At 62.8% G+C, this 21,259-nt stretch carries 17 protein-coding genes and 1 pseudogene; 10 read left to right on the top strand and 8 right to left on the bottom strand.

Features of this window, described 5'->3' with window-relative positions; all coding sequences use genetic code 11:
* Nucleotides 1-55: 55 nt before the first annotated feature.
* Nucleotides 56-4,216 (top strand): autotransporter domain-containing protein, encoded by a 4,161-nt coding sequence (locus tag CYJ10_RS16930; protein WP_101682639.1) that lies wholly within the window; start codon nt 56-58, stop codon nt 4,214-4,216.
* A 197-nt stretch (nt 4,217-4,413) separates the two neighbouring features.
* Here the strand turns inward: CYJ10_RS16930 and CYJ10_RS16920 are convergent, their stop codons facing one another.
* The 8 genes from CYJ10_RS16920 to CYJ10_RS16885 all read right to left on the bottom strand — a co-directional run bounded on the left by CYJ10_RS16920 (nt 4,414) and on the right by CYJ10_RS16885 (nt 11,885).
* Nucleotides 4,414-5,220 carry an HAD family hydrolase gene (locus CYJ10_RS16920; protein ID WP_101682638.1) on the bottom strand — a complete coding sequence of 269 codons (807 nt, stop codon included), beginning with the start codon at nt 5,218-5,220 and terminating at the stop codon, nt 4,414-4,416.
* A gap of 137 nt (nt 5,221-5,357) precedes the next feature.
* The gene (locus CYJ10_RS16915) at nt 5,358-6,227 is read right to left on the bottom strand and encodes a branched-chain amino acid ABC transporter permease (protein ID WP_101682637.1); all 870 of its coding nucleotides are present in this window, start codon (nt 6,225-6,227) and stop codon (nt 5,358-5,360) included.
* Nucleotides 6,224-7,084: a branched-chain amino acid ABC transporter permease gene (locus CYJ10_RS16910; protein WP_101682636.1), complete on the bottom strand. Its 861-nt coding sequence runs from the start codon at nt 7,082-7,084 to the stop codon at nt 6,224-6,226. The genes CYJ10_RS16915 and CYJ10_RS16910 overlap by 4 nt, the downstream gene beginning before the upstream one ends.
* Nucleotides 7,081-7,881 (bottom strand): ABC transporter ATP-binding protein, encoded by an 801-nt coding sequence (locus CYJ10_RS16905; RefSeq protein ID WP_101682635.1) that lies wholly within the window; start codon nt 7,879-7,881, stop codon nt 7,081-7,083. The genes CYJ10_RS16910 and CYJ10_RS16905 overlap by 4 nt, the downstream gene beginning before the upstream one ends.
* Nucleotides 7,878-8,648 (bottom strand): ABC transporter ATP-binding protein, encoded by a 771-nt coding sequence (locus CYJ10_RS16900; protein ID WP_101682634.1) that lies wholly within the window; start codon nt 8,646-8,648, stop codon nt 7,878-7,880. Before CYJ10_RS16900 ends, CYJ10_RS16905 begins: the two co-directional genes overlap by 4 nt.
* Nucleotides 8,648-9,883 (bottom strand): ABC transporter substrate-binding protein, encoded by a 1,236-nt coding sequence (locus CYJ10_RS16895; protein WP_101682633.1) that lies wholly within the window; start codon nt 9,881-9,883, stop codon nt 8,648-8,650. The genes CYJ10_RS16900 and CYJ10_RS16895 overlap by 1 nt, the downstream gene beginning before the upstream one ends.
* A gap of 36 nt (nt 9,884-9,919) precedes the next feature.
* Nucleotides 9,920-10,465, bottom strand: a complete 546-nt coding sequence (locus CYJ10_RS16890; protein WP_101682632.1) for a carboxymuconolactone decarboxylase family protein — start codon at nt 10,463-10,465, stop codon at nt 9,920-9,922.
* Nucleotides 10,466-10,484: 19 nt separating this feature from the next.
* On the bottom strand, nt 10,485-11,885 hold the full coding sequence (locus CYJ10_RS16885) for an LLM class flavin-dependent oxidoreductase (protein ID WP_101682631.1): 1,401 nt from the start codon (nt 11,883-11,885) through the stop codon (nt 10,485-10,487).
* Between the two features lie 246 nt (nt 11,886-12,131).
* Here CYJ10_RS16885 and CYJ10_RS16880 point away from each other — a divergent pair, with 246 nt between their 5' ends.
* From CYJ10_RS16880 to CYJ10_RS16845, 9 genes and pseudogenes are all read left to right on the top strand, one after another.
* Complete coding sequence (locus tag CYJ10_RS16880) at nt 12,132-13,160, top strand: taurine ABC transporter substrate-binding protein (protein WP_101682630.1); 1,029 nt, start codon at nt 12,132-12,134, stop codon at nt 13,158-13,160.
* A 2-nt stretch (nt 13,161-13,162) separates the two neighbouring features.
* Nucleotides 13,163-13,939 (top strand): ABC transporter permease, encoded by a 777-nt coding sequence (locus tag CYJ10_RS16875; protein WP_219621474.1) that lies wholly within the window; start codon nt 13,163-13,165, stop codon nt 13,937-13,939.
* Nucleotide 13,940: 1 nt separating this feature from the next.
* Entirely contained in the window at nt 13,941-14,726 is a 786-nt protein-coding gene (locus CYJ10_RS16870; protein ID WP_101682629.1) for an ABC transporter ATP-binding protein, read from the top strand.
* Nucleotides 14,727-15,085: 359 nt separating this feature from the next.
* The gene (locus CYJ10_RS16865) at nt 15,086-17,056 is read left to right on the top strand and encodes an alkyl/aryl-sulfatase (protein WP_101682628.1); all 1,971 of its coding nucleotides are present in this window, start codon (nt 15,086-15,088) and stop codon (nt 17,054-17,056) included.
* Nucleotides 17,053-17,646 carry a hypothetical protein gene (locus CYJ10_RS16860; RefSeq protein WP_101682627.1) on the top strand — a complete coding sequence of 198 codons (594 nt, stop codon included), beginning with the start codon at nt 17,053-17,055 and terminating at the stop codon, nt 17,644-17,646. Before CYJ10_RS16865 ends, CYJ10_RS16860 begins: the two co-directional genes overlap by 4 nt.
* A gap of 45 nt (nt 17,647-17,691) precedes the next feature.
* Nucleotides 17,692-17,814, top strand: coding sequence for a hypothetical protein (locus tag CYJ10_RS34795; RefSeq protein ID WP_257993375.1), 123 nt, complete (start codon nt 17,692-17,694; stop codon nt 17,812-17,814).
* Between the two features lie 75 nt (nt 17,815-17,889).
* Nucleotides 17,890-18,486 carry a TetR/AcrR family transcriptional regulator gene (locus CYJ10_RS16855; RefSeq protein WP_101682626.1) on the top strand — a complete coding sequence of 199 codons (597 nt, stop codon included), beginning with the start codon at nt 17,890-17,892 and terminating at the stop codon, nt 18,484-18,486.
* Between the two features lie 78 nt (nt 18,487-18,564).
* Nucleotides 18,565-19,584, top strand: a complete 1,020-nt coding sequence (locus tag CYJ10_RS16850) for an NAD-dependent epimerase/dehydratase family protein (RefSeq protein WP_101682625.1) — start codon at nt 18,565-18,567, stop codon at nt 19,582-19,584.
* Between the two features lie 425 nt (nt 19,585-20,009).
* Nucleotides 20,010-21,259: pseudogene (locus tag CYJ10_RS16845) on the top strand (hypothetical protein); the annotation flags it as partial.

Below are 21,259 nucleotides of genomic sequence, written 5' to 3'. Positions count from 1 at the left end.
AAAACAGAACAATCGGGGCGGCGGCACCCATGGTGCCGCCTGGAGTGGGTGTGTCATGGCGATGGCCATGGACACAATGCGGCGTGCGCTGGGACTCGTCCTTGCCATATGGCTGATGGCGTTGTCGCAGCAGGCAATGAGCGCCCCATGCACGGTCACGGTGCCAGTCACCGCCAATACGCAAAAGATATATACCTTTTCCGCTGCGGACAACAGTGCCTGTGACCCCTTGCTGGCCGGCATTGCATTCGACGCGTCTGGCAATGGCAACTTTGGCGCGAGTGCCTATTCCACGCCGACGGCTCAGGGCGGCACGTTCTACATCTACAACGGCAACCTGCCCAACGGGACCAACGACAACGGGTTTGTCTATACGCCGCCGGCCGGTTTCGTTGGTACCGATACCGCGACATTCTTTACAAGCAATGACGGCGGCACGTGGATCCCGAACGGCACCGTCAATTTTGTCATCGCCGCGGGTCCCCCCACTGTTACGTCGATTTCGCCCACATCGGGGGCTGTCGGCACGAGCGTGACGATCACTGGCACTAACTTCATCGGTGTGAGCGGGGTGCGTTTTGGTGCGACGTCCGCGTCGTACGTGTTCAATGGCTCAACGTCGATTACCGCCACGGCGCCTGCCGGGTCTGCCGGTACGGTAGACGTCACCGTCACCACGGGGTCCGGGACGAGTACGACGAGCGCAGCAGACCAGTTCACCTACGTTGCGTCGCCACCTGTAGCGAATCCGGTCAGCGCTACCGTGGCGTACGGGAGCGCAAACAACGCGCTGACGCTGAACATCGGTGGCGGGGCGCCAGCGAGTGTGGCCGTGGCCATATCGCCAACCCACGGCACGGCCGTGGCTTCGGGCACCGCGATAACCTATACGCCAACATCCGGCTATGCCGGACCTGACTCGTTCACCTACTTCGCCACCAATGGAGCGGGGACCTCGGCACCCGCTACCATATCGGTCACCGTAGCGCCGCCAACCGTCACCTACGCGCCGCCGGCACCCACAGGCGCCACGGTGAACGTTGCATATGGCTTTTCCCTTGCCGGCGCCAGTGGGGGAACGGGTCCGTATACCTATACGATGCAGTCGGGTGCGCTGCCGGCCGGCCTCACCCTGTCGTCGGGCGGCGTGCTGTCCGGCACGCCAACGGCCAGTGGAACGTTCAATTTCACCGTCCAGGCCACGGACCGCAGCACGGGCACCGGACCGTTCTCTGCCACGAGCTCAACGTTGTCCTTGACAGTGGGCGCACCGACGCTATCGTTGTCGCCTGCGGGGGGCACGCTCAGCGCGGCAATCGGGACCGCATTCAACCAACTGTTTACTGCCACGGGCGGCGTTGGCCCCTACACCCTTGCCTTCACCTTCACCAGTGGTTCGATACCTAACGGCCTCATCCTCAATGGCAATTCGATCAGCGGCACGGCGACGTCCGCTGGAACGGTGAGCTTTACGGTCATGGCGATCGACAGCAGCGGAGGCAACGGACCGTATTCGGTCACCCAGTCCTATACGTTGACAGCCATGGCGCCCACGGTCACGGTCGCACCTGCAACGGTCACTAACCCAAGCGTAGGGATCGCCTACTCGCAGACCATGGCCGCAAATGGCGGGGCTGGACCCTACACCTATGCGGTCACCGCGGGGGGGCTCCCGGCGGGACTGACGCTGAGCAGTGGCGGTACGATTTCGGGAACGCCCACGGCAGGCGGCACGTACGTCTTCACGATCACGGCCAGGGACAACAATGGCTTTACCGGCGCCCGTGCATATACCATGACCTTGGGTGCACCAACGATCGCCATCCGTCCAGCGACCTGGCCCGCCGCCACAGTTGGGGCCGCCTACACCCAGACTGTCAGCGCATCCGGCGGAACGGGCCCGTACAGCTTTACGGTCACGTCCGGGACACTGCCCGCAGGCCTGACGTTGTCGACTGCCGGTGCGATTTCGGGCACGCCGACGGCCGGGGGCACCTACAACTTCACCGTCACCGCCACGGACAGCACTGGCGGCGCGGGACCCTACGTCGGCAGCCAGGCCTATTCGTTGACCGTAGGTGCCGCCACCCTGACGCTGACGCCGAGCGTGCTGCCGGCGCCTACCATAAGCACGGCATACAACAGCACGTTCTCGGCCAGCGGTGGCATCGCGCCCTATGCGTTTTCCCTCATTAGTGGTGCGCTCCCGCCCGGGATGACGCTCAATTCGGCGACCGGCACGCTCGCTGGGACGCCCACAGCGCTGGGTACCTACGCGTTCACCGTCAGGGCGACTGACAGCAGTACGGGGACAGGCGCCCCATACACCGTGACGCGCGCCTATACCCTGTCCATTGGACAGACCATTCCGACCGCGCCACCGGTTTCACTGACCGTGCCGTCCAACGCGCCTGTCACCATTCATGCCGCGGCAAACGCCACCGGCGCGCCATTCTCTGGTGTGAGCATCACCACGCCTCCCACGAGTGGGAGTGCAGTGATCAACGGACTGGACATCGTCTATACGCCGACGGTAACGACTGCGGGCGCCGTGACCTTTGCCTATACGCTGGCCAATAGCGCTGGTTCGTCGGCCCCCGTGCTCGTCACGGTCAACGTCAATGCGGTACCGGTGCCGGTGGTGCAACGCCAGATATCGACCCTTGCCAATCGGCCGGCGAGCGTGGACGTGACCGAAGGCGCCACCGGCGGGCCATTCACGGGCGCAACGGTAGTGTCGGTGACACCGTCAAACGCAGGTAGCGCCACTGTGGCGGCCACGGCTTCCAAAACACCGGCCAGCGCTGGCAAGCAGCCCTTTGCCGAGACGGGATACACCGTCACGTTCACACCTGCGGCCACCTATGCAGGCGTGGCCGTGGTGACCTACACGCTTAGCAATGCCACAGCAACCTCGTCTCCCGCCGTGATCGAGGTGAGTGTGGCGGCTCGTCGGGACCCGTCGACCGACCCGGATGTCTCCGGCCTGATCAACGCGCAGATCCAGGCGGCGCGCCGCTTTGCGACCGCGCAGATCAGCAACTACAACCAACGCCTGGAGCAGTTGCACGGAAAAGGTCGTGCGCCGTCTGGGAACATGATCACCGTGCAGATGCCGCGTACGGAGAGCGATCCACAGCGCTGTCAGTCCGAGCCCAATCTTGCAGCCCGCGACGCCTGCCTGCGTGGCATGGGTGTCTCTGGTAATGCTTCCGGGATGGGACGACGCACTGCAGTCAATAGCGGGGGCACACGTGACACGCGCGAGGCCGGTATTGCTGCCGAGGCAGGCGCTGGCGACGGGGCAGGGGGAAGCGACGACGCCTCACGCACCGCGCCGGACCTCCCAAACAGTGGTGACAGGTCGCTCGTGGAGCATGACGATACGCGACTGGCATTCTGGACCGCGGGCACGGTGGACTTCGGCTTTGCCAATACGGCCGCGCAGCGATCGGGCTTCCGCTTCACCACGGGTGGCGTCACTGCAGGGGCTGACTACCGTTTCTCCGATGAGCTGACGCTCGGCGTAGGTGTCGGATACGGCCGCGACTCGACGGACGTAGGCAGCGCCGGCACGCGTAGTACGGCCGACAGTTATAGCTTCGCGCTGTATGGAAGTTATCGACCGCGTCCGTCGCTCTTCGTCGATGGCGTGGCAGGCTACGGCTCGCTTGATTTCGATTCACGACGCTGGGTGGGCGACGAGAACGCATTCGCCTATGGCAATCGCGGCGGTTACCAGATCTTCGCGTCGGTGTCATCCGGGTACGAGTATCGCGATGCGGCGTGGCTGATCTCGCCATACGGGCGTCTGTCGGTCTCGGAAAGCAAGCTGGATCGCTATTCTGAGAGCGGCGCAGGCTTTAGCGCACTGACCTATTTTGGCCAGACTGTGACAACGGTGTCTGGCACGATTGGGCTGCGCACCGAGTATGCGCAGTCCACGCGCTGGGGAACGTTCCTGCCGTTCGCGAGGGTGGAGTACCAGCACGACTTCAATGGACAGAGCGCGGCCGGACTGGCCTACGCCGACCTGGCCGGCGCGGGTCCCGCCTATACAGTGACCGGATCGCCGTTCGGCCGCGACCGCATTCAGGTCGGCTTGGGCGGCAAGCTGCGGATGCGGACGTTGACGCTCGGCCTGGATTACAACGTGATGTTTGGCATGGGTGGCTTGCAGCAAGGCGTACGGCTGATGTTCGCAGCGCCGTTTTGACCATCGGGGCCAGCGAACGGCCGTTTGGCATACGCGACCCATTCGGGGGTGTGTAGTGGCGCGATCCACTGTGCAAAGGCAGCCGGATCGGCGAGCGCGGCGTAGCCGCCGAAGAATAGGCAGCTCACGACCAGAAGCGGTCCAGGCCGGGATCTCGAGAGAAGTCGGCTTTGGTCGTGAAGCAGCCGCTCGAACGTCTATCGCTCGGCCGCGTTGCGAGCGCGGGTTGAAACGGACTGAAGTATGGCATTCGAGAATTCCACGAAACCAGACCCTCCAGGGCCGTGTGTGACCCACTGGGGTGGCGTTGGCAATTGAGGCAGGCAATCAATGACCGTGCTTACGCCTGCCGTGTGCTTAAAAAACGCGAACATTGGCGCGTCGTTGGCGGAGTCACCGGAATAGGCGACAACTTCGTAGGCTGTTTCTGGGTCGACGCCGTATGCGTTGGCCAGTACGCGCAATGACATTGTCAACTTGTCGTAGTCGCCTAACCAGCCTAGCACCCAAAGGTTATTGATCGTCGCGTTTGCTCCCGCCTGTTTCAACGCATCGACAATGCGGTGATCGGTATCGGTGCCGGTGCGGCGATAAGCGAGGCTCGTCAACCGAAACACTTGATCATCAGCTTGTTGTGCCTCAGGTGCCACCTTCTCGACAACCTGAGCGATCGACTGCAGTTGTTGACGCACATGTTCGATGCGTTCGGCCGGATGCCAGAAATGCCGATCTACGCCGTGTCCATCTGGACTCCGCCGCAGAAACAAGCCGCCGTTCTCGGCGATGACACCGTCTACCGGCCACATGCGGGCCATCTGGTCGCACCATCCGGCGGGGGCCGCCGTGACTGGCACGACGCGAATACCGCTGGCCTGCAGTCGTTCCAGCGCAGTGTAGGTCGCCGCAGATAGGCGGCCGTTATGTGTCAATGTCTCATCCATATCCGTGAGCACGAATTGGATTCTCGAGAACTGATCTGCTGCTGCCTGGGAAAGCGGTTTCATCGGGGCCAGTTTCAAAGAGTCGGCGCAATCCGCGCGGGCTTCGGGGGCGGCCGCGCTTAGCTTCGGTTTCAAGGCACATGGTTGATCCTGTCGACTCGGTTACAAACGACCTCGACGGCCAATCACGGTCTCGTGCGTTACACCTTCAGTCGGTGCTCCGGCAGCAATCCAGCGGGCCTCACTATCAGGGCTGCGATAAGCCCAATCCCGATCAACATCAGTCGCAGCGCCGCCAGTTGCGCGGGCGTCATCCAGCCGACCTGGTCGTTCAGGAAGCGCGTGCCTTCGAGCAACAGGATCACGGTAAACGCGCTCAGAAGTACGCCACGATTGCTGCCGCGGCCGCCGATGATGACGCCCATGAACGCATAGGCGGTGATGATGGGGCCGAACTGGGTGGGGTCGATGTACTGGTAGTAGGCAGCATGTAGCGCGCCGGCTATGCCGGTGACTGCGCCGCCGATGCCGAACAGGCGCACGCGCAGCCACAGTACATCCTTGCCGAGCGTGGCCGCCACGAGTGGATCGTCTCGCAGGGCGCGCGCGGCGCGTCCCAGCGGCGAGCGGGCAATTGTTTCCAGCAGCAGAAAGCAGAGCAGCAATGCCGCCAGCGCCAGCAGCAGGAAGTTGCCGTCACTGGCCACGGGGCGCGCGATGTTGGCAATGCCCAGGCTGCCACGTGTGAGCCAGTCTTCGTGGATCGCGATCAGTCGAAGACACTCCGCAAACGCCAGCGTCACGATCGCGAGGTAGTCGTCGGCCAGCCGCAGCGAGATCAGGCTGGTCAGCGCGCTGGCGATGCCACTGATGGCAATCGCGCCGGTCAGCGCGAGCCACGGCGATGCGCCCGTCGCGGCCAGTTGCGCGTACACGTAGGCCGCCAGCATATAGAACCCGAACAGGCCAAAGTTGACCATGCCGGTCAGGCCCCATTGCAGATTGAGCGACAGCGCGGCGATGCCGGCGATCGACACAAGCACAAGGATGGAGATCAGGTAAGTTGTCATTTTGCGATGCGGGCCGTGCCAAAAACGCCCCAGGGCCGCACCAGCAACAGCGCGGTGAGCACGGCGAACGCGACGAGCGGGCGGTAGTGAGGCGGGAGAATCAGGGTGGACAGTTCGGCAATCACGCCCAGCGCCAGCGCGCCAAACACGGCAGCCATCGGATGCGCGATACCCCCAAGGATGGCCGCGGCAAAGACCTGGATCACATAGTTCCAGCCCATCTGCGGGTCCAGCGTGGCATCGAGCCCGATCAGCGTGCCGGCGGCCGTCGCCAATGCGCCCGCGATGAACCACGTGATGCCGATCACGCGATTGCCGACGATGCCACGGGCGGCGGCCAGCGACGGGTTGTCCGCCACGGCGCGCATGGCACGACCCAGCGATGTCCGCTGCAACAGTGCCCAGATCGCCACCAACGCCGCCAGGCTCACTGCCGCGATGAGCAACTGTTCATGGTTGATGCGCAGCCCGGCCACACGCAGCGGCCGCGCGGGATCGATCTCGTAACCGACGGCAGCGTTGCCTGCGATGAAGCGCACGGCATTCTCGAGCACGAATGCCACCCCCATGCTGGCGACGAGGAGCGTCACGCCGGAGCGATCGCGTAGTCGGCGGTACACGACGGCGTCGACCAGCACGGCAAGCAGGCCGCCGAGCACGGTGCCAGCCAGCGCCGACGGCAGCAATGGCCAGCCAAGGCCGGCATTGAACGCGTAGACGATGTAGGCGCCGGCGGTCAGCATGGCCCCGATGGCGAAGTTGGCAAAGCGAAGCACACTGAACGTCAGGGCGAGCGCCAGCGCGGGCAGGGCGACCAGCAGTCCCGTGACCACGCCGTTGAATAAAGTCTGGATCATGCGGGAACGGTCGTATTGGGCGTGTCGGATGAGGCAACGGCAGCGTCTGCGTCGGGAGCGTGGCCGAAGAACAGGCGCGGCAGATCGTCGTCGTTCAGTAGGGCCTGTGCCGGACGCTGCCTTCGTACCTGACCGTTGACGAGCACCACACCGTGATCGGCGACCGTGAGTCCCAGCCGCACATTCTGCTCGATCATCAACAAGGTCACGCCGGTACGGCGTACATCGGCGATGCGTTCGAACAGCAGCGCGGCGTTGCGCGGTGAAAGTCCCGCGGAGGGTTCATCGAGAACGAGCACCGAGGGTTGTTGCATCAGCGCGGCGGCCATGGCCGCCATCTGGCGTTGACCGCCGCTCAGCAGGCCGGCCGGCGTACGAAGCCGCGTGGCGATCTCCGGAAACAGCGCCAGCACGGCGTCAAGATGCGAGCGTTGCGATGGACCCTTGCTCCGGTCTCCATCTCGCCGGTCGCGTTGCACGCCTTCCCAGCCGAGCCTGAGGTTGTCCAGTACGCTTAGGTTCGGAAAGACATTGTGTTCCTGCGGCACATAGCCGATCCCCAGGCGTGTGCGTGCGGGCGCGTCGAGCGGACCGATCTGGCGCGCGCCCAGCGTCAGCGTGCCCGATGCCAGCGGCAGCAGGCCAACGACCGCTTTCAGCAGGGTCGATTTGCCGGAACCATTGGGGCCGATCACGGTGACGGCGCTCCCTGCCGGTATGTGCAGCGAGACGTCATGAATGATGCGCTTGCCGTGGTAGCCTGCGCTGATCCCGTCCAGTTGCAGGGCCTGGGTCATGCGATGTCCCCGAGGTATGCGGCGCGCACGCGCGTGTCGGCTGTCACGTCGGCGAAGCTGCCTTCGGTCAGAACGGCGCCCTGCGCGAAGACGTAGACGTGATCGCTCAGCGCGGCGACCATGTCCATGTTGTGCTCGACCAGCGCAAAGGTCATGCCCTCGTCGCGCAGATCCGAAATGAAACGCCCCAGCGACTCCACCAGCACCGGATTGACGCCCGCCGCTGGCTCGTCCAGCAGGACGATCGACGGATCGGTCATCAGCGCGCGGCACAACTCCAGCAGCTTCTTCTGGCCGCCCGATAGGCCGCCGGCTGGCTGGTTGGCCAGCGGCAGGAGCCGCGCGCGTTCGAGCAACGTCCGTGCGCGATCGATGGCCTGCCGTTCGGCCGCCCGCACGCGCCGACGCGCGAATAGCACGTTCCAGAAGCGCTCGCCGGGGTGCGCTGGCGTGGCCAGCAGCAGGTTTTCGAGCACCGTCAGGCTATCGAGTTCGCGCGCGAGCTGGAAGGTGCGCGCCACCCCGCGGCGGGCGCGGCGATGTACTGGCAGCGCCGTGATATCGACATCGCCGAGCGTGACGCGCCCCGAGTCAGGCCGCAGCACACCGGCAAGCACGTTGAACAGCGTCGACTTTCCCGCGCCGTTGGGCCCGATGATGCCGGTGATGCGCCCGGGCTGCAGGGTGAGCGTGGCATTGTCCAGCGCGCGCAAGCCGCCGAACGCAATGTTCAGCGACGCGGCTGACAGGGTGGCATGACGGCGCATTACTTGAGGACGTCCACCAGTTGGTTGGCGCCGTCGCGGATCACGAAGTGCCCGTACTCGCGATTCAATTGATCGCCGGTCGGCGTGAACTGGAACTGCGAACCTGCACCACTGTAGGCGATGGCCTGTTTGGCACGAATCGCCTTCAGGCCGTCCACCGGGTTCTCCACCGCCTTGCCCGGCCCATTGACCACGGGGAGGATCGATTTCGCGAACACCTTCGGGTCGGCGCTGCCGGCGCGTTCGATGGCCAGTGCCAGCACCGAGATTTCGTCCCACACATTCGACGGGAAGATGGCGAGCGTGCCTGGCGGAATCCCGGCTTCCCGCGTGAAGGTCTTGTACGCCGTGGACGAGGCGGGCGGGATCGACTGGATGTGGTGGATACCCTCGGCCACCTGCTTGCCCACGTTCTTGATGAACGCGCCTTCGGCGTCGGCGGCCGACGAGTTGGCGTAGAGACGCGTATCACTGAAGCCGCTGCGATACACCTCGCGTGAAATCGCCGACAGGTCGGGCAGATAGCTGGGAATGAACACCGCATCGGGCTTGCGCGCGAACACCTTCTCCACGTCGGCGCGGTAGGAAGGCTGGTTCGGGTTGTAATACACGACGTCCAGGATCTGGCCACCCGATTTCTTGAACGTGTTGACGAACGGATCGACCATGCTCAGCGTGAACGGCGTCTGCAGTACCAGCAGCGATGCCTTGCGTGCGCCGTCCTTCGCAGCGGCCCGCGCGAACACCGCGCCCCAATCGCTGCCGCGCGCCTGGAATCGCCACACCAGGCCCTTGTTGTCACCTTGGGTAACTTCGTCGCCCGACCCGGTCACGAATAACGGCACGCCGCGCTCGATCGTGAGCGGCTTGACGGCCATCGCCACTGCACTGCTCCACACGCCGACGATCGCGCTCACCTTCGAGACGTCCAGCAGCTTACGCGCGGCAGCGACGCCCGCCGTTGGATTGCTTTCGTCGTCCTCGACCAGGATCTCAATCTTGCGCCCGCCCAGAAGCCCACCGGCCTGGCTGTTGATGTAATCGGCGGCCTTGCGCGCGGCGTTGGCCATGCCGGCGCCATAGGCACCGCCACCTCCGCTCAGCGGCGCGAGGATGCCAATGCGGATCGGACCATTGTCCTGTGCGAGGGAAAGGGTGGGCAGGGCCAGGGCGGCCACGCCGGCGCCGGCTGCGCGCAGCCAGGCGCGGCGTTGAATCGACGAGATGTCAGACATGCGAGTGAAGACGGACGAAATGGAGAAAGAGGGACGTCAGGCCGGGTGTACCGCGGTGGCGTCTTCGCCGATCTGCAGTGCCTGATTGAAGCGATTGAAGAAGCCGCACAGCGAGATGCGCAGTGTCAGCTCAACGATCTGCGCTTCGCTGAAATGTGCGCGCAGCCGCGTGAACACGTGATCGCGGATGCGTTGCGGCTGCTGCGTGACAACGATCGCGTATTCGACGACAAGCTTGTCGATGTCCGACAGTTCAGGGTGATCGGCGTAGTCGAGCAGCCTGCGCGCGCCCGCTTCGCTGATGCCTTCCACGGCCAGGCGTGGTGCGTGATTGGCGACGCAGTACTCGCAGTCATTGAGCAGGGAAACGACCACGATGGCCATCTCGATGTAGCGATAGGGCACGCTATTGCGCGCTTTCAGTTCCAGTAGCAACTGCGGAAGATGATCGACGGCGGGGCCCACATGGGCCAGCACCGAGAACTGATCGGCGAAATGGGCGCCGTTTCCAGTGAATGCGTCGAACAGCGCGCGGCGCGCCGGATCGAAGGTATCGGGAGAGATTTCGCTGACGCGAGGCATGGTAACTCCGGTAAGACGGTTATTTTGTGAGGGCGGGGGCATCGACCGAAACGGGTGACGTGCGACGGAACGAGGTACCGACATGCGGCTCGCGCAGCGTCGGGCCCGCGCGGAAAAGCTTCTCGCGCAGCGTGCCGTCCGCGTAGGCGGTCTTGTAGACGCCGCGGCGCTGTAGTTCGGGCACAAGATGCGTCACGATGTCCTCGAACGTGCGCGGCATTTCGACGGCGGCCAGGTTGAAGCCATCGATGCCGGTGTCCGCCATCCAGGCCTGAAGCTCGTCGGCTACCTGCTGTGCATCGCCAACGGCCAGGCCACCGCGGCCGCCGATACCGACGAACTCCACGGCATCGCGCACGGTCCAGGTCTTGTTCGGGTCGAGTTTGCTGAACGACGCTAGCGCGGATTGCCCCGCATTGGTGTCTACATAGTTGAGCGTGTCGTCGGGCGCGTAGCGGCTCAGGTCGATGCCGGTCCAGCCGGACAGCAGGGCCAGCGCGCCTTCGTAGCTCACGCGTTGCCGATAAGCGGCGTGACGCGCGCGTGCTTTCTCCGTCGTGTCGTCCACGATGGCGGTAAACATTGCGAAGATCAGGACGCTGTCGGGGGCTCGCCCTTCGGCGCGTAAGGCGTCGCGCAGCTTGGCAACGGTGCGGCGCAGCCCTTCGCGTGTGGGCGCGCCGACGAAGATGCACTCCGCGTGGCGCGCCGCAAATCGTGAACCACGATCCGAGCCGCCCGCTTGGAATAGCAGTGGCGTGCGTTGCGGCGACGGTTCGCACTGGAACACGCCGTCGATCCGCAGGTCGTCATACTGATAGGTCGTGCGATGCACGCGTGCCGGATCCGCATAGACGCCGGTCTCGCGATTGCGTACCACGGCGCCGTCTTCCCACGCGCCTTCCCAAAGCCGATAGCAGATATCGAGATACGCGTCGGCACGATCGTAGCGGGCATCATGCGTGCGCAGGCCGTCCTGGCCAAGGCTCTTCGCGCCGCTGTCGAGGTACGACGTGACGATGTTCCACGCCACGCGGCCCTGGCTCAGATGATCAAGCGTGGTCAGTCGCCGGGCAAGCAGATACGGATGTTCGTACGATACCGACAGCGTGACGCCGAACCCAAGATGCCGGGTGGCGTGCGCCATCAGCGGGATCAACGGCGCAGGATCGTTCATGGGAGTCTGCGCCGCCGTGCGCAGCGCCGCATCGGGCGCGCCGCCAGCCACATCGTAGATGCCGGTGATGTCGCCAAGGAAGAGCGCGTCGAACTTTCCTGCCTCCAGCAGTTGCGCAAGGGCGACCCAGTGATGCGTATGCAGGTAATCTGCTGACCGGTCCTCGGGATTCGTCCATTGGCCTGGGGCAAGATGGACGACGCAGTTCATGGTGAAGGCATTGAGGCGAATCTGGCGGGTCATGCTGAATGCGGGCGCGCTTGCGGCGCGGTGTGGCGAGGGCAAGCGAACGATTGTCGGCCACACCCGGGCCCCGAGGGAACTGCGGATTTCGCATAGGCTTATGCATGGAGCGTTCTAAGGGGGAAGTCGGCGGGCACCGTCTTGCATATACGCCAGGGTGGTTTTTCCATATCTGTTATCGGTCGTTTGTATCGGAGGCGTTCTCGCCTAGCATGACCGTCCTGTCTATGGAACCCTTCCACCGCGATGCATAAATCCCTACGAGTACTTCTGGTTTCAAGTCTGGCTCTGGCTATGTCTATTAGCAACGCGGCGGAGCCGCTACCAAAGGAAGTGCGTATCGCCTACAGTGGCGGGGCACAGCTTATCGTCAACGCCAAGGTCGATGGATCGCTGGAAAAAGCGCTTGGTGTGCCGGTCAAGTGGGTGCAGTTCGGCACCGGCGCGGATGTACTCAACCTGTTCGCAAGCAATAGCGTGGACATTGCCAACTTCGGGTCGAGTCCGACCGTTTCGGCCATCGTCCGCAAGCTACCGATCGAGCTGGCGGGCATTTCTGCGGATATCGCCACTTATGAGCGCCTGGTCGCGCGCAAGGGCAAGAACATCCAGTCGCTCCAGGACCTGGCCGGCCACACGGTAGGCTACCCGCCCAATTCCACGGCGCAATATGCGTTGGACACTGCTATCCAACTCAACAAGATCGATCGCTCGAAGATCCGGTTCGTGCCGCTTAAGCCCGATGAACTGGTGGCCGCATGGCGACGCGGCGATATCGATGCCGGCTACGTCTGGGCGCCATTCAATTCCACGCTGGAAGCCAATGGCGGGCAGCCGGTGTTCTTCACAAAGGATCTGAAGAAGGACGGCTATCTGATCTTCAACGGCATTTCGGTGACCAAGGCGTTCGGCGAAAAGCACCCAGAGCTGGTGGCCAAACTGCTGCTGGTGCTGGAGCAGCAGGTAACCAACTATCGGCGCAATCCCGATGCGGTCGCCGAAGCCATCGCCAAGGAGCTCGGCGCCACGCCGGCGGCGGTCAAGGAGTCGATCAACGGCAACAACTATCCGTCGATTGAAGAGCAACTGAAGCCCCAATGGTTTGGCGATGGCGGCAACACTGATCAGACTGTGTTGGCTGGCGCCGTGCGCAAGACGGCCGAGTTCCTTGGCAGTATTGACCAGATTCGTCGCACCGATATTCCGGCGTCGTTCTCGACGTCAATCAACCCCCGCTATCTGAAGCTGGCCGAACAACTGAAGGCGGCGAAGTAGTCGTGGCCTCGCGACGTACGCGTCAGGGCGCGGTCAGCGCCCTGGCGGTGATTGCCGTCCTGGGGCTCTGGCAGATTGCGGGTGGATCGGGCTGGGTCGATACGCTGTTCCTTCCACCACCGAGCGAATTGCTCGGGACGCTGGCTGACCTGTGGCAAAACGGATATGGACAGATTCCACTGGCGCTCCATATCGGCATCAGTCTGGCACGCGCATTGTCGGCGTTTGTGGTGGCTGTGGGGATTGGTGTGCCGCTCGGGCTGGCGATGGGGCAGCATAGTGGGCTAAACGCAGCGCTGAATCCATTTGTGCAGTTTCTGCGCCCGCTACCCAAGATCGCACTGATTCCGCTGACGATCGTCTGGCTTGGCATCGACGAGGCGTCAAAGTTCTTCCTGATTTTCATTGCCACGTTTCTGAATGTGTTGGTCGGCGCCGCCGCTGCCGTGCAGGGGGTGCCGCAGGGCTATGTACGCGTGGCGCAAACACTGGGCCTTGGCCCGTGGCAGATCTTCTGGCGTGTGGTGTTTCCCCATTGCGCGGCCGATTTGTTCACCACGATCCGGCTGTCGGTAGGCATTGGCTGGACGGCACTGGTGGCGGCAGAGCTGGTGGCATCCACCTCCGGTGTGGGCTGGATGATCATCAACGCCGGGTCTTACCTGCGTACCGATGTCGTGATGATCGGCATCGTCATTCTTGGATTGATTGGATACGCCCTGGACGTGGCGCTGGTGGCATTGCAACGCGCCATCGTGCCGTGGACGGGTAAGACTTGATATGGCAGACATTGTTCTTGAACGCGTGACGTTCGCTTTCGAATCGTCGCGAACGGCGCAGCTCCCGGTATTGCAGGATGTGAGCTTGCAAGTGGAGCGCGGTGAATTCGTTGTCCTGCTGGGCCCTTCGGGCTGCGGAAAATCGACGATCCTGAACCTGATCGCTGGCTTCGAGATGCCCCAGTATGGCCGCATTCTGAGCCAGGGGCGCCCCGTGACCGGACCGTCCCCATCGCGGGGCATGGTATTCCAGCAGCCGCTGTTGTACCCATGGCTGTCTGTCTTCGATAATGTGACGTTTGGGCCGCGCATGCTGGGATTGCCGGAGGCGGATTGGCGCCCGCGCGCGACGGAACTGCTTCTACAGATGGGGCTGCAGCGCCATCATGACGCGAGTCCCTGGGAACTGTCTGGTGGCATGAAGCAGCGCGTGGCGCTGGCTCGGGCGTGGATCATGCGTCCGGAAGTGCTATTGATGGACGAACCGTTCGGGGCACTGGACGCACAGACACGGTCCCTGATGCAGGAGCTGCTGCTGGAAACATGGCAGCGCCTACGCACAACAGTGGTGTTTGTCACACACGATGTGGACGAGGCGATCCTGCTCGGCACGCGCATTCTCGTCATGTCTGCGCGGCCGGGGCGCATCCGGGAGGCGATTCACGTCCCGTTTGCTGGACGACGCGAGACCGAGACGCTTGCAATCGAAAGCGAGTATGGGCGTATCAAGGCCCACGCGTTGCAGTTGGTGCGAGAGGAAGCACGCCGGCATTTGGCTCTCGTGTAGGCGTGCGCATGCCGGCCCGGCGCAGAGCCTGTGGGCCGATCGAGATTCCGTATCTCGGACACGGCATGCATTTCAGAGCGAGACGCAACATTGCGGCGATCGGTGATGACATTACGTAAGAAACGTGAGCAAGGCCCGCGCCGATGAGGGCTGAATAAGTGGCCTATGCCCGTAGCGTCAGGCCGGTCGCTCTGTGGGTGGTCTGTGCCGTCGGTCCAACCTGGTCAGCGCTTGCGGGCGCTCGAGGCAACTGTGCAATTCCAAAAAACTCTTTAGACGGACAAGAAAAGATTCACTTCTGCCATGTCAGATGTTCGGTGACCATCCGTTCACTTGGAGGGACTTCTTAGGGGATAGCAATGAAGGCCGTACTCGTCTTGACTGGCGCGCTTGCCATGGCGTGGACATCATTGGGTTGGGCGCAAGCGCAGCCGATAGGAGGCAAGCCAGCAACGGCGGCCACAAGGGCGGCAAACGCTGCTGTCCTGAACGAACTGCCATTCAATGACAAGGCGGATTTCGAAGACGCGCAGCGCGGTCTGGTTGCGAAGCCGGACAAGCTGACGATACGCAACGCCAAAGGCGACGTTGTCTGGGATCTCGAGGCATACAAACAATACATTAGCATCGACAAGCCGGCCCCCGACACAGTAAATCCGAGCCTGTGGCGAAACGCGCAATTAGTCATGCAGAACGGCCTGTTCAAAGTGTCGGATCGCATTTACCAGGTACGCGGGTTCGATCTGTCCAACGTGACATTTGTGCAGGGCAACACAGGCTGGATTGTTCTCGACCCGCTTATCTCGGAAGAGACGGCGAAGGCCGCCTACGACTTTGTGACGCAGCATCTTGGTTCGAAACCTGTGGTGGCTGTCGTATATAGCCATTCACACATCGATCATTACGGTGGCGTACGGGGCGTAGTGAATGAGGCCGATGTGAAATCGGGCAAGGTCAAGATCTTCGCGCCAGAGGGTTTTACCGAGCATGCGATTAGCGAGAACGTCATTGCCGGCAACGCCATGGGTCGTCGTGCCGTGTACATGTATGGTGCGCTCCTGCCGCGGAACGATCGTGGCGGAGTGAATGGCGGCCTGGGACAAACGGTCTCCACGGGTACGGCGGGGCTGATCGTTCCCACGGACATCATCAGCAAGACTGGGACCGAGGTCACCGTGGATGGCGTGAAAATGGTGTTCCAGATGACACCTGGCACCGAAGCGCCAGCCGAGATGAATACGTACTTTCCGCAGTTCAAGGGCATGTGGATGGCCGAGAACACGACCAACACGATGCACAACATCCTGACACTGCGCGGAGCGCAGGTACGCGACGCCCTGAAGTGGTCCAGCTACCTTAACGAAACCATCGATACGTACGGCAAGGACGTCGATTTCAAGTTTCAGGCTCACCATTGGCCGATGTGGGGCAATGCCAAGATCATCGACTATTGGAAGAAGCAGCGCGATCTTTACAAGTACACCCACGACCAATCGGTTAACTTGATGAACAAGGGCTACACGGGCGAAGAGATCTCGGAAATGATCAAGCTGCCGCCCGAGCTCGACAAGTTTTGGCCGAACCGGGGTTACTACGGCACGCTGCGCCACAATTCGCGAGCGGTGTATCAGCGGTACATGGGTTGGTATGACGGCAATCCATCGGACCTGAACAACCTGCCACCCGAAATGGCCGCGAAGAAGTACGTGGAGTACATGGGCGGCGAAGCGGCCATCCTGAAGCGTGCCAAGGCGGATTTCGACAAGGGCGACTATCGCTGGACCGCGGAGGCGCTCAAGCAGGTGGTGTTCGCTAATCCGAATAGCAAGGCGGGCAAGGACTTGCTCGCCGATTCCCTCGAGCAGCTCGGCTATCAGGCGGAAAGCGGTCCGTGGCGCTCCGTGTACCTGATGGGCGCTTACGAGTTGCGCAATGGCGTGCCAAAGGCAGGTGGCACCGATGTGGCGAGTCCGGATACGATCAAGGCCATGCCGCCTGAAATGCTGTTCGACTACCTCTCGGTGCGTCTGAATGGCCCGAAGGCTGCGGGCAAGAAGATCGCCCTGAACCTCGATTTCACCGATCTCAAGAAACAATATGGCCTGGCGGTCGAGAATGCCGTCCTGAACTACGGTAAGCCGTTGCCGCAGGCAGACGCCAAAATCACCTTGTCCAAGGCGACTCTCGATTCCATCCAGCTCAAGGAAACCACGATCGAGAACGCCATCGCAAAGGGCGACATGAAGGTGGAGGGCCGCCGTGAAGCACTTGGCGAGTTTCTCGGTCTGCTGGATTCCTTCCCGTTCTGGTTCAACATCGTGACGCCATGAAAACCAAATCGACTGCGCTAGCCGGCGTGCTCGTAGCGGGCGCGCTGGCCCTGGCCCCGAGCCTCGGAGCGGCATGTGGGTCCGACTTTGTCCTCGGCGACGAAGTTGGGGCCGCCCATCCCGCGTCGATCGGCGTCGCCTTTGCGATGAACGACGCGCTCTCGGGAGGCGCGCTGCCGCCTTCGGAAAATTTGACAGGCATGGAAGCCCGATTGCGAGCGGACGATGCGGCCCACATGCTGGAGCAGCGTCTGACGTCGGTCAAATCAAAGCTGCCGCCCACCTCCATGCTGCTTGTCGAAACACGGCTTTGGACGCGATATCTCCCGGTCGGGCAACGCAAGGCTGACGTTCATGCCGACCACGATGCGGGCCCTGCCGAGGGGGACGTGGTAGTGGTCACGGGGGAGCAGGTGCTCCGAGGCCTGCTGGAAGGACGGATCTCCTGGCAGCAGGCAGTGGATCGTGGACTGGTCGTTGTGACGGGTGATCCGGCAAACCGGATGCGCGTGGCTTCGCTGCTTGCAGGTCGATTTGCGCAGCCACCCGGTGCGGCGCTCGCCAGCCACGAGCAGCATGTTCGACGCTAGCCTGATGCTCGGGGCGAACCGCAACAGACGCTGGCGATGAGCGGGATGTCTCAAGGCACCGGATATCGCGGCATTGCGGATGGGCTGGACTTTTCGCTCGTCCGCAATGACCCCGACCGGGCCGACGAAGTGCCGCCGGACCATACCTCCCCGCTGATCGTCGAATAGACCGGAAGCGCATATCACTTGACGGATCCGCCCTCGCTTAATTAATATCCGACTGTTCGGAAATAAATTAATGGAATGGGCCGCACACGTGTCATTGATCAGGATCTGCTGCTAGATGCGGCGGAAGCAGTCGTCGCGCGCGACGGCGCTGCGAAGCTGACCCTGGATTCCGTGGCTGCGGAAGCCGGCGTGAGCAAGGCCAGCGTGGTCTATGATCACAAGACGAAGCAGGCCTTGATCGACGCTTTGGTACACCGGGCGGTAGCGCGCGATAACGCGTTCAACCGTTCGGCGGCGGAGGCGTTGGGGGATGTCGATGCGAGCGTGATCCGGGGCCGCATCGCGGCGGCGGCCCAGCCCCTCCCGCCTCAGCAGCGGGCGGTGGCGTTGAGCCTGTGCGCTGCCCTGGCTCAGGATGCAGTCCTGCGTCAGTCAATGCAGTCCAACCAGGCGGAGGTGATCGCTGCTCTGCAGCGCGATGCCGTGCAACCGCGCAGCGCCCTGCTGGCCTACTTGGCCCTCGAGGGACTGAAGTTGCTCGAGAGTCTGGACTTTTACACCTTCCCGAAAAAGGAACGCGACCGTCTGCTCCGCGACATCGCGGGACTCGTCGATCAGCCGGTTGCGACAGCCACTCCATCCGTCACGGCTGAAGCAAAGCGTCTTGGCTGAAGCGCCCTCAGTCAACTGCAGTCGCGAGTCGCATCTGGTGATGTCCCCGCGGCGGCGGCGACTTTCCACTATCTTCAAATGCAGAATTTTGCTTCCGCGTCGCCTTCCCCGCTCCCTGTTCGCCTGTTTCTCACGGGTGGCAGTGGCTATGTGGGTCGCAACCTGATCCGGCACTTCACGGCACTCGGGGTGGAGGTCGTCGCACTCGTTCGCACCGACGCGGCCCGTCGCGTCGTGGCGTCTAACGGAGCCGTGCCATTCGAGGGTGACCTGTTCTCGCAACAACAGCTGGCGGCCGGTATGGCAGGTTGCCAGGCCCTGATCCATGGCGCGGCGGATACTAATCATGGGCCGGCATCCGAGGCGCAGCGCCGTACGAATGTCGATGGCACACGCTGTGTGTTTGCCGCGGCCGCGCACGCTGGCATCCACCGTGCGATCCATCTAAGCACCGAGTCGGTCCTGCTGGACGGACGCCCGTTATCCAATGCGAACGAGCGCACCCGCTATCCGGACCGGCCAGCAGGCGGGTATTCAGCGACCAAGGCGGAAGCGGAACGCATTGCGTTGGCTGCGGTCGACAAGGGAGTCGGAGTGTGCGTGATTCGTCCTCGTTTTGTCTGGGGGCGTGACGACACGACGGCGTTGCCTCAACTGCTGGCGGCCGTTGATACCGGCAAGTTCGCCTGGATTGACGGCGGTCACTACATGACATCCTCGACGCATATCGCCAACTTGGTCCACGGCATCGAACGCGCATTGATTGCAGGTGCTCCCGGAGAGATCTACTTCATCGCGGATGCCGATGCCATCGAGTTTCGGACCTTCCTCAGCGCGATGCTTGAGAGCCAGGGCAGACGGGTGCCGGACAAGAAGGTCCCACGATGGCTGGTCTACGCGATTGCCGCCATCGGCGAGCGCATCGCGGGCGTGACAGGCGGGCGTTGGTGCCCGCCTGTCACGCTGCAGGCGCTGGCGCCCTCGGCCGTCACCGTGACCGTGGATATCGCCAAGGCTTGCCGCGAGCTGGCGTACAACCCAGCGGTCAGCCGGGAACAGGGGCTTGCTGAATTGCGAGATATCCACATCGGTCGGTGACTTCGCTAAGACCGACCGCCGGCACTTTTCCGACCCTCACCAATTCTGATCTGCCGCTGTTCGACATGCCGGTCGAGCCTTAGCGAGCGGTGGGGATCAGCACAGATCCCAGCCCAACAGCACTTGCTTACAGCACCAACGAGTTTGCAACATTGTCCGGTGCGATGCTGCGACACGATGGCGGCAGTTCGGGGAAATCTGAGGCAGCCCTGGTTCGGCTTTCAAGACGTAGTCGCCATTGTTACATTTAGAGCGTTCTCTCTAATACGTTCTTGCCCCTATCCGCAACGGGGAAATTTGTGACGTCGCCCCGTCACCACAGCACGTTATCTGTAGCGCTTACCTAACATTCTTGTCTGATCTACCATCTGGCCCGCAGCACTTTGTACCTAAAAAAATACATTTAGTCTGAACGGGGCAGTTCAATGAAAACCCATTTTTGTCGTGGAATTCGGCAGGCGCTCCCGCGCGCGCCGAAAGCGTCCTCCATCACCGTCGCCGTCGCACTGCTGTTTCCGCTGGGCGCGTCGGCCGGCGAGTATTTCGTCTCCAGTCTGACCGAACTACAAAATGCCATCACGGCCGCCAATGCGGATCCGGATAGCAGTGCCATCATCCGCCTGAGTGCGGACGTCACACTCCCCGCTGGCATATGGGGAACGGCGACACCCACGAAGCCCATCACGATCGATACGAACGGTTTTGTGCTGACCAAAACGGATTCGCTTGGGAACTTCAACACGTCGGCAACGCAACCGTTCACGTTCGTTGGGACGTTTGCCGGCACCTCGGGTGCGACTCCGACAAATGCCATGCTGCTCACCGGCGGTGGGCTGGCGATCAACAATGGCACTGTGACCGGTGGCAATACGACCACGGCTGGCGGAGCTGGAGCAACTGGCATTTCGGTGCTGATCAACACGGACCTCGTCAACAACGGCTCCGTGAAGGGTGGTAGTGCGACCGGCACCACCGTCGCGAACGGCGCCGCTGGCGTGTCGTTGTCGACCGGTGCCACCCTTGTCAACTCGGCCACCGGCCTCATCGCGGGCGGGGACAGCTTCGGTGGTACAGGCGGCGCGGGTGTTACGGTCACCAACACCATCAACGGTAGCCTGGTCAACCAGGGCACAATTCGCGGCGGCTCCGCCCTGGATGGGAGTGCGCGCGGTGGTCGCGCCGTCACTGCCACAGGTGGTGGTTCGTTGACGATCGAGAATTCAGGGCTGCTCGAAGCCGGCGTCGGTAACGCCGCCATCGGGGTCACTCAGGCCACTGGTAACCTTACCGTGATCAACGCTGGCATCATCCGCGCCGGGACCGGCTATGCCAATGCGATCGAGTTCGCCTCGGGGGCCGGCCGCTCCACACTCGAGTTGCAGGCCGGTTCGAACATCGTCGGCAACGTCGTCGCCGGAACAGGCAGCAACGACACCTTCCGCCTGGGCGGTGCGACCAACGCGGTCTTCGACGTTTCGGCCATCGGCGACACCGCCCAATACCGCTTCTTCGACAACTTCGTTAAGACCGGCACCAGCACTTGGGCGTTGATCGGCACCGGTACGGTCACGACGCCATGGACGGTCGACCAGGGCACGCTGCAGATCGGCAATGGGGGCACCAGCGGCAGCCTGGCCGGCAACGTGACCGTGAACACGGGTGCCACGCTGGCATT

This window comes from Cupriavidus pauculus, from assembly GCF_002858765.1.
In the GTDB taxonomy this organism is placed as follows: domain Bacteria; phylum Pseudomonadota; class Gammaproteobacteria; order Burkholderiales; family Burkholderiaceae; genus Cupriavidus; species Cupriavidus pauculus_B.
This window is presented reverse-complemented; position numbering and strand designations above follow the sequence as displayed.

Coding starts and splice junctions, on each gene's coding strand:
- CYJ10_RS16880 (WP_101682630.1), top strand. CDS start 12,132: ATGCATAAATCCCTACGAGTACTTCTGGTTTCAAGTCTGGCTCTGGCT.
- CYJ10_RS16895 (WP_101682633.1), bottom strand. CDS start 9,883: ATGTCTGACATCTCGTCGATTCAACGCCGCGCCTGGCTGCGCGCAGCC.
- CYJ10_RS16900 (WP_101682634.1), bottom strand. CDS start 8,648: ATGCGCCGTCATGCCACCCTGTCAGCCGCGTCGCTGAACATTGCGTTC.
- CYJ10_RS16910 (WP_101682636.1), bottom strand. CDS start 7,084: ATGATCCAGACTTTATTCAACGGCGTGGTCACGGGACTGCTGGTCGCC.
- CYJ10_RS16920 (WP_101682638.1), bottom strand. CDS start 5,220: ATGAAACCGCTTTCCCAGGCAGCAGCAGATCAGTTCTCGAGAATCCAA.
- CYJ10_RS34795 (WP_257993375.1), top strand. CDS start 17,692: ATGTCTCAAGGCACCGGATATCGCGGCATTGCGGATGGGCTGGACTTT.
- CYJ10_RS16930 (WP_101682639.1), top strand. CDS start 56: ATGGCGATGGCCATGGACACAATGCGGCGTGCGCTGGGACTCGTCCTT.
- CYJ10_RS16860 (WP_101682627.1), top strand. CDS start 17,053: ATGAAAACCAAATCGACTGCGCTAGCCGGCGTGCTCGTAGCGGGCGCG.
- CYJ10_RS16915 (WP_101682637.1), bottom strand. CDS start 6,227: ATGACAACTTACCTGATCTCCATCCTTGTGCTTGTGTCGATCGCCGGC.
- CYJ10_RS16865 (WP_101682628.1), top strand. CDS start 15,086: ATGAAGGCCGTACTCGTCTTGACTGGCGCGCTTGCCATGGCGTGGACA.
- CYJ10_RS16850 (WP_101682625.1), top strand. CDS start 18,565: ATGCAGAATTTTGCTTCCGCGTCGCCTTCCCCGCTCCCTGTTCGCCTG.
- CYJ10_RS16885 (WP_101682631.1), bottom strand. CDS start 11,885: ATGACCCGCCAGATTCGCCTCAATGCCTTCACCATGAACTGCGTCGTC.
- CYJ10_RS16870 (WP_101682629.1), top strand. CDS start 13,941: ATGGCAGACATTGTTCTTGAACGCGTGACGTTCGCTTTCGAATCGTCG.
- CYJ10_RS16905 (WP_101682635.1), bottom strand. CDS start 7,881: ATGACCCAGGCCCTGCAACTGGACGGGATCAGCGCAGGCTACCACGGC.
- CYJ10_RS16890 (WP_101682632.1), bottom strand. CDS start 10,465: ATGCCTCGCGTCAGCGAAATCTCTCCCGATACCTTCGATCCGGCGCGC.
- CYJ10_RS16855 (WP_101682626.1), top strand. CDS start 17,890: ATGGGCCGCACACGTGTCATTGATCAGGATCTGCTGCTAGATGCGGCG.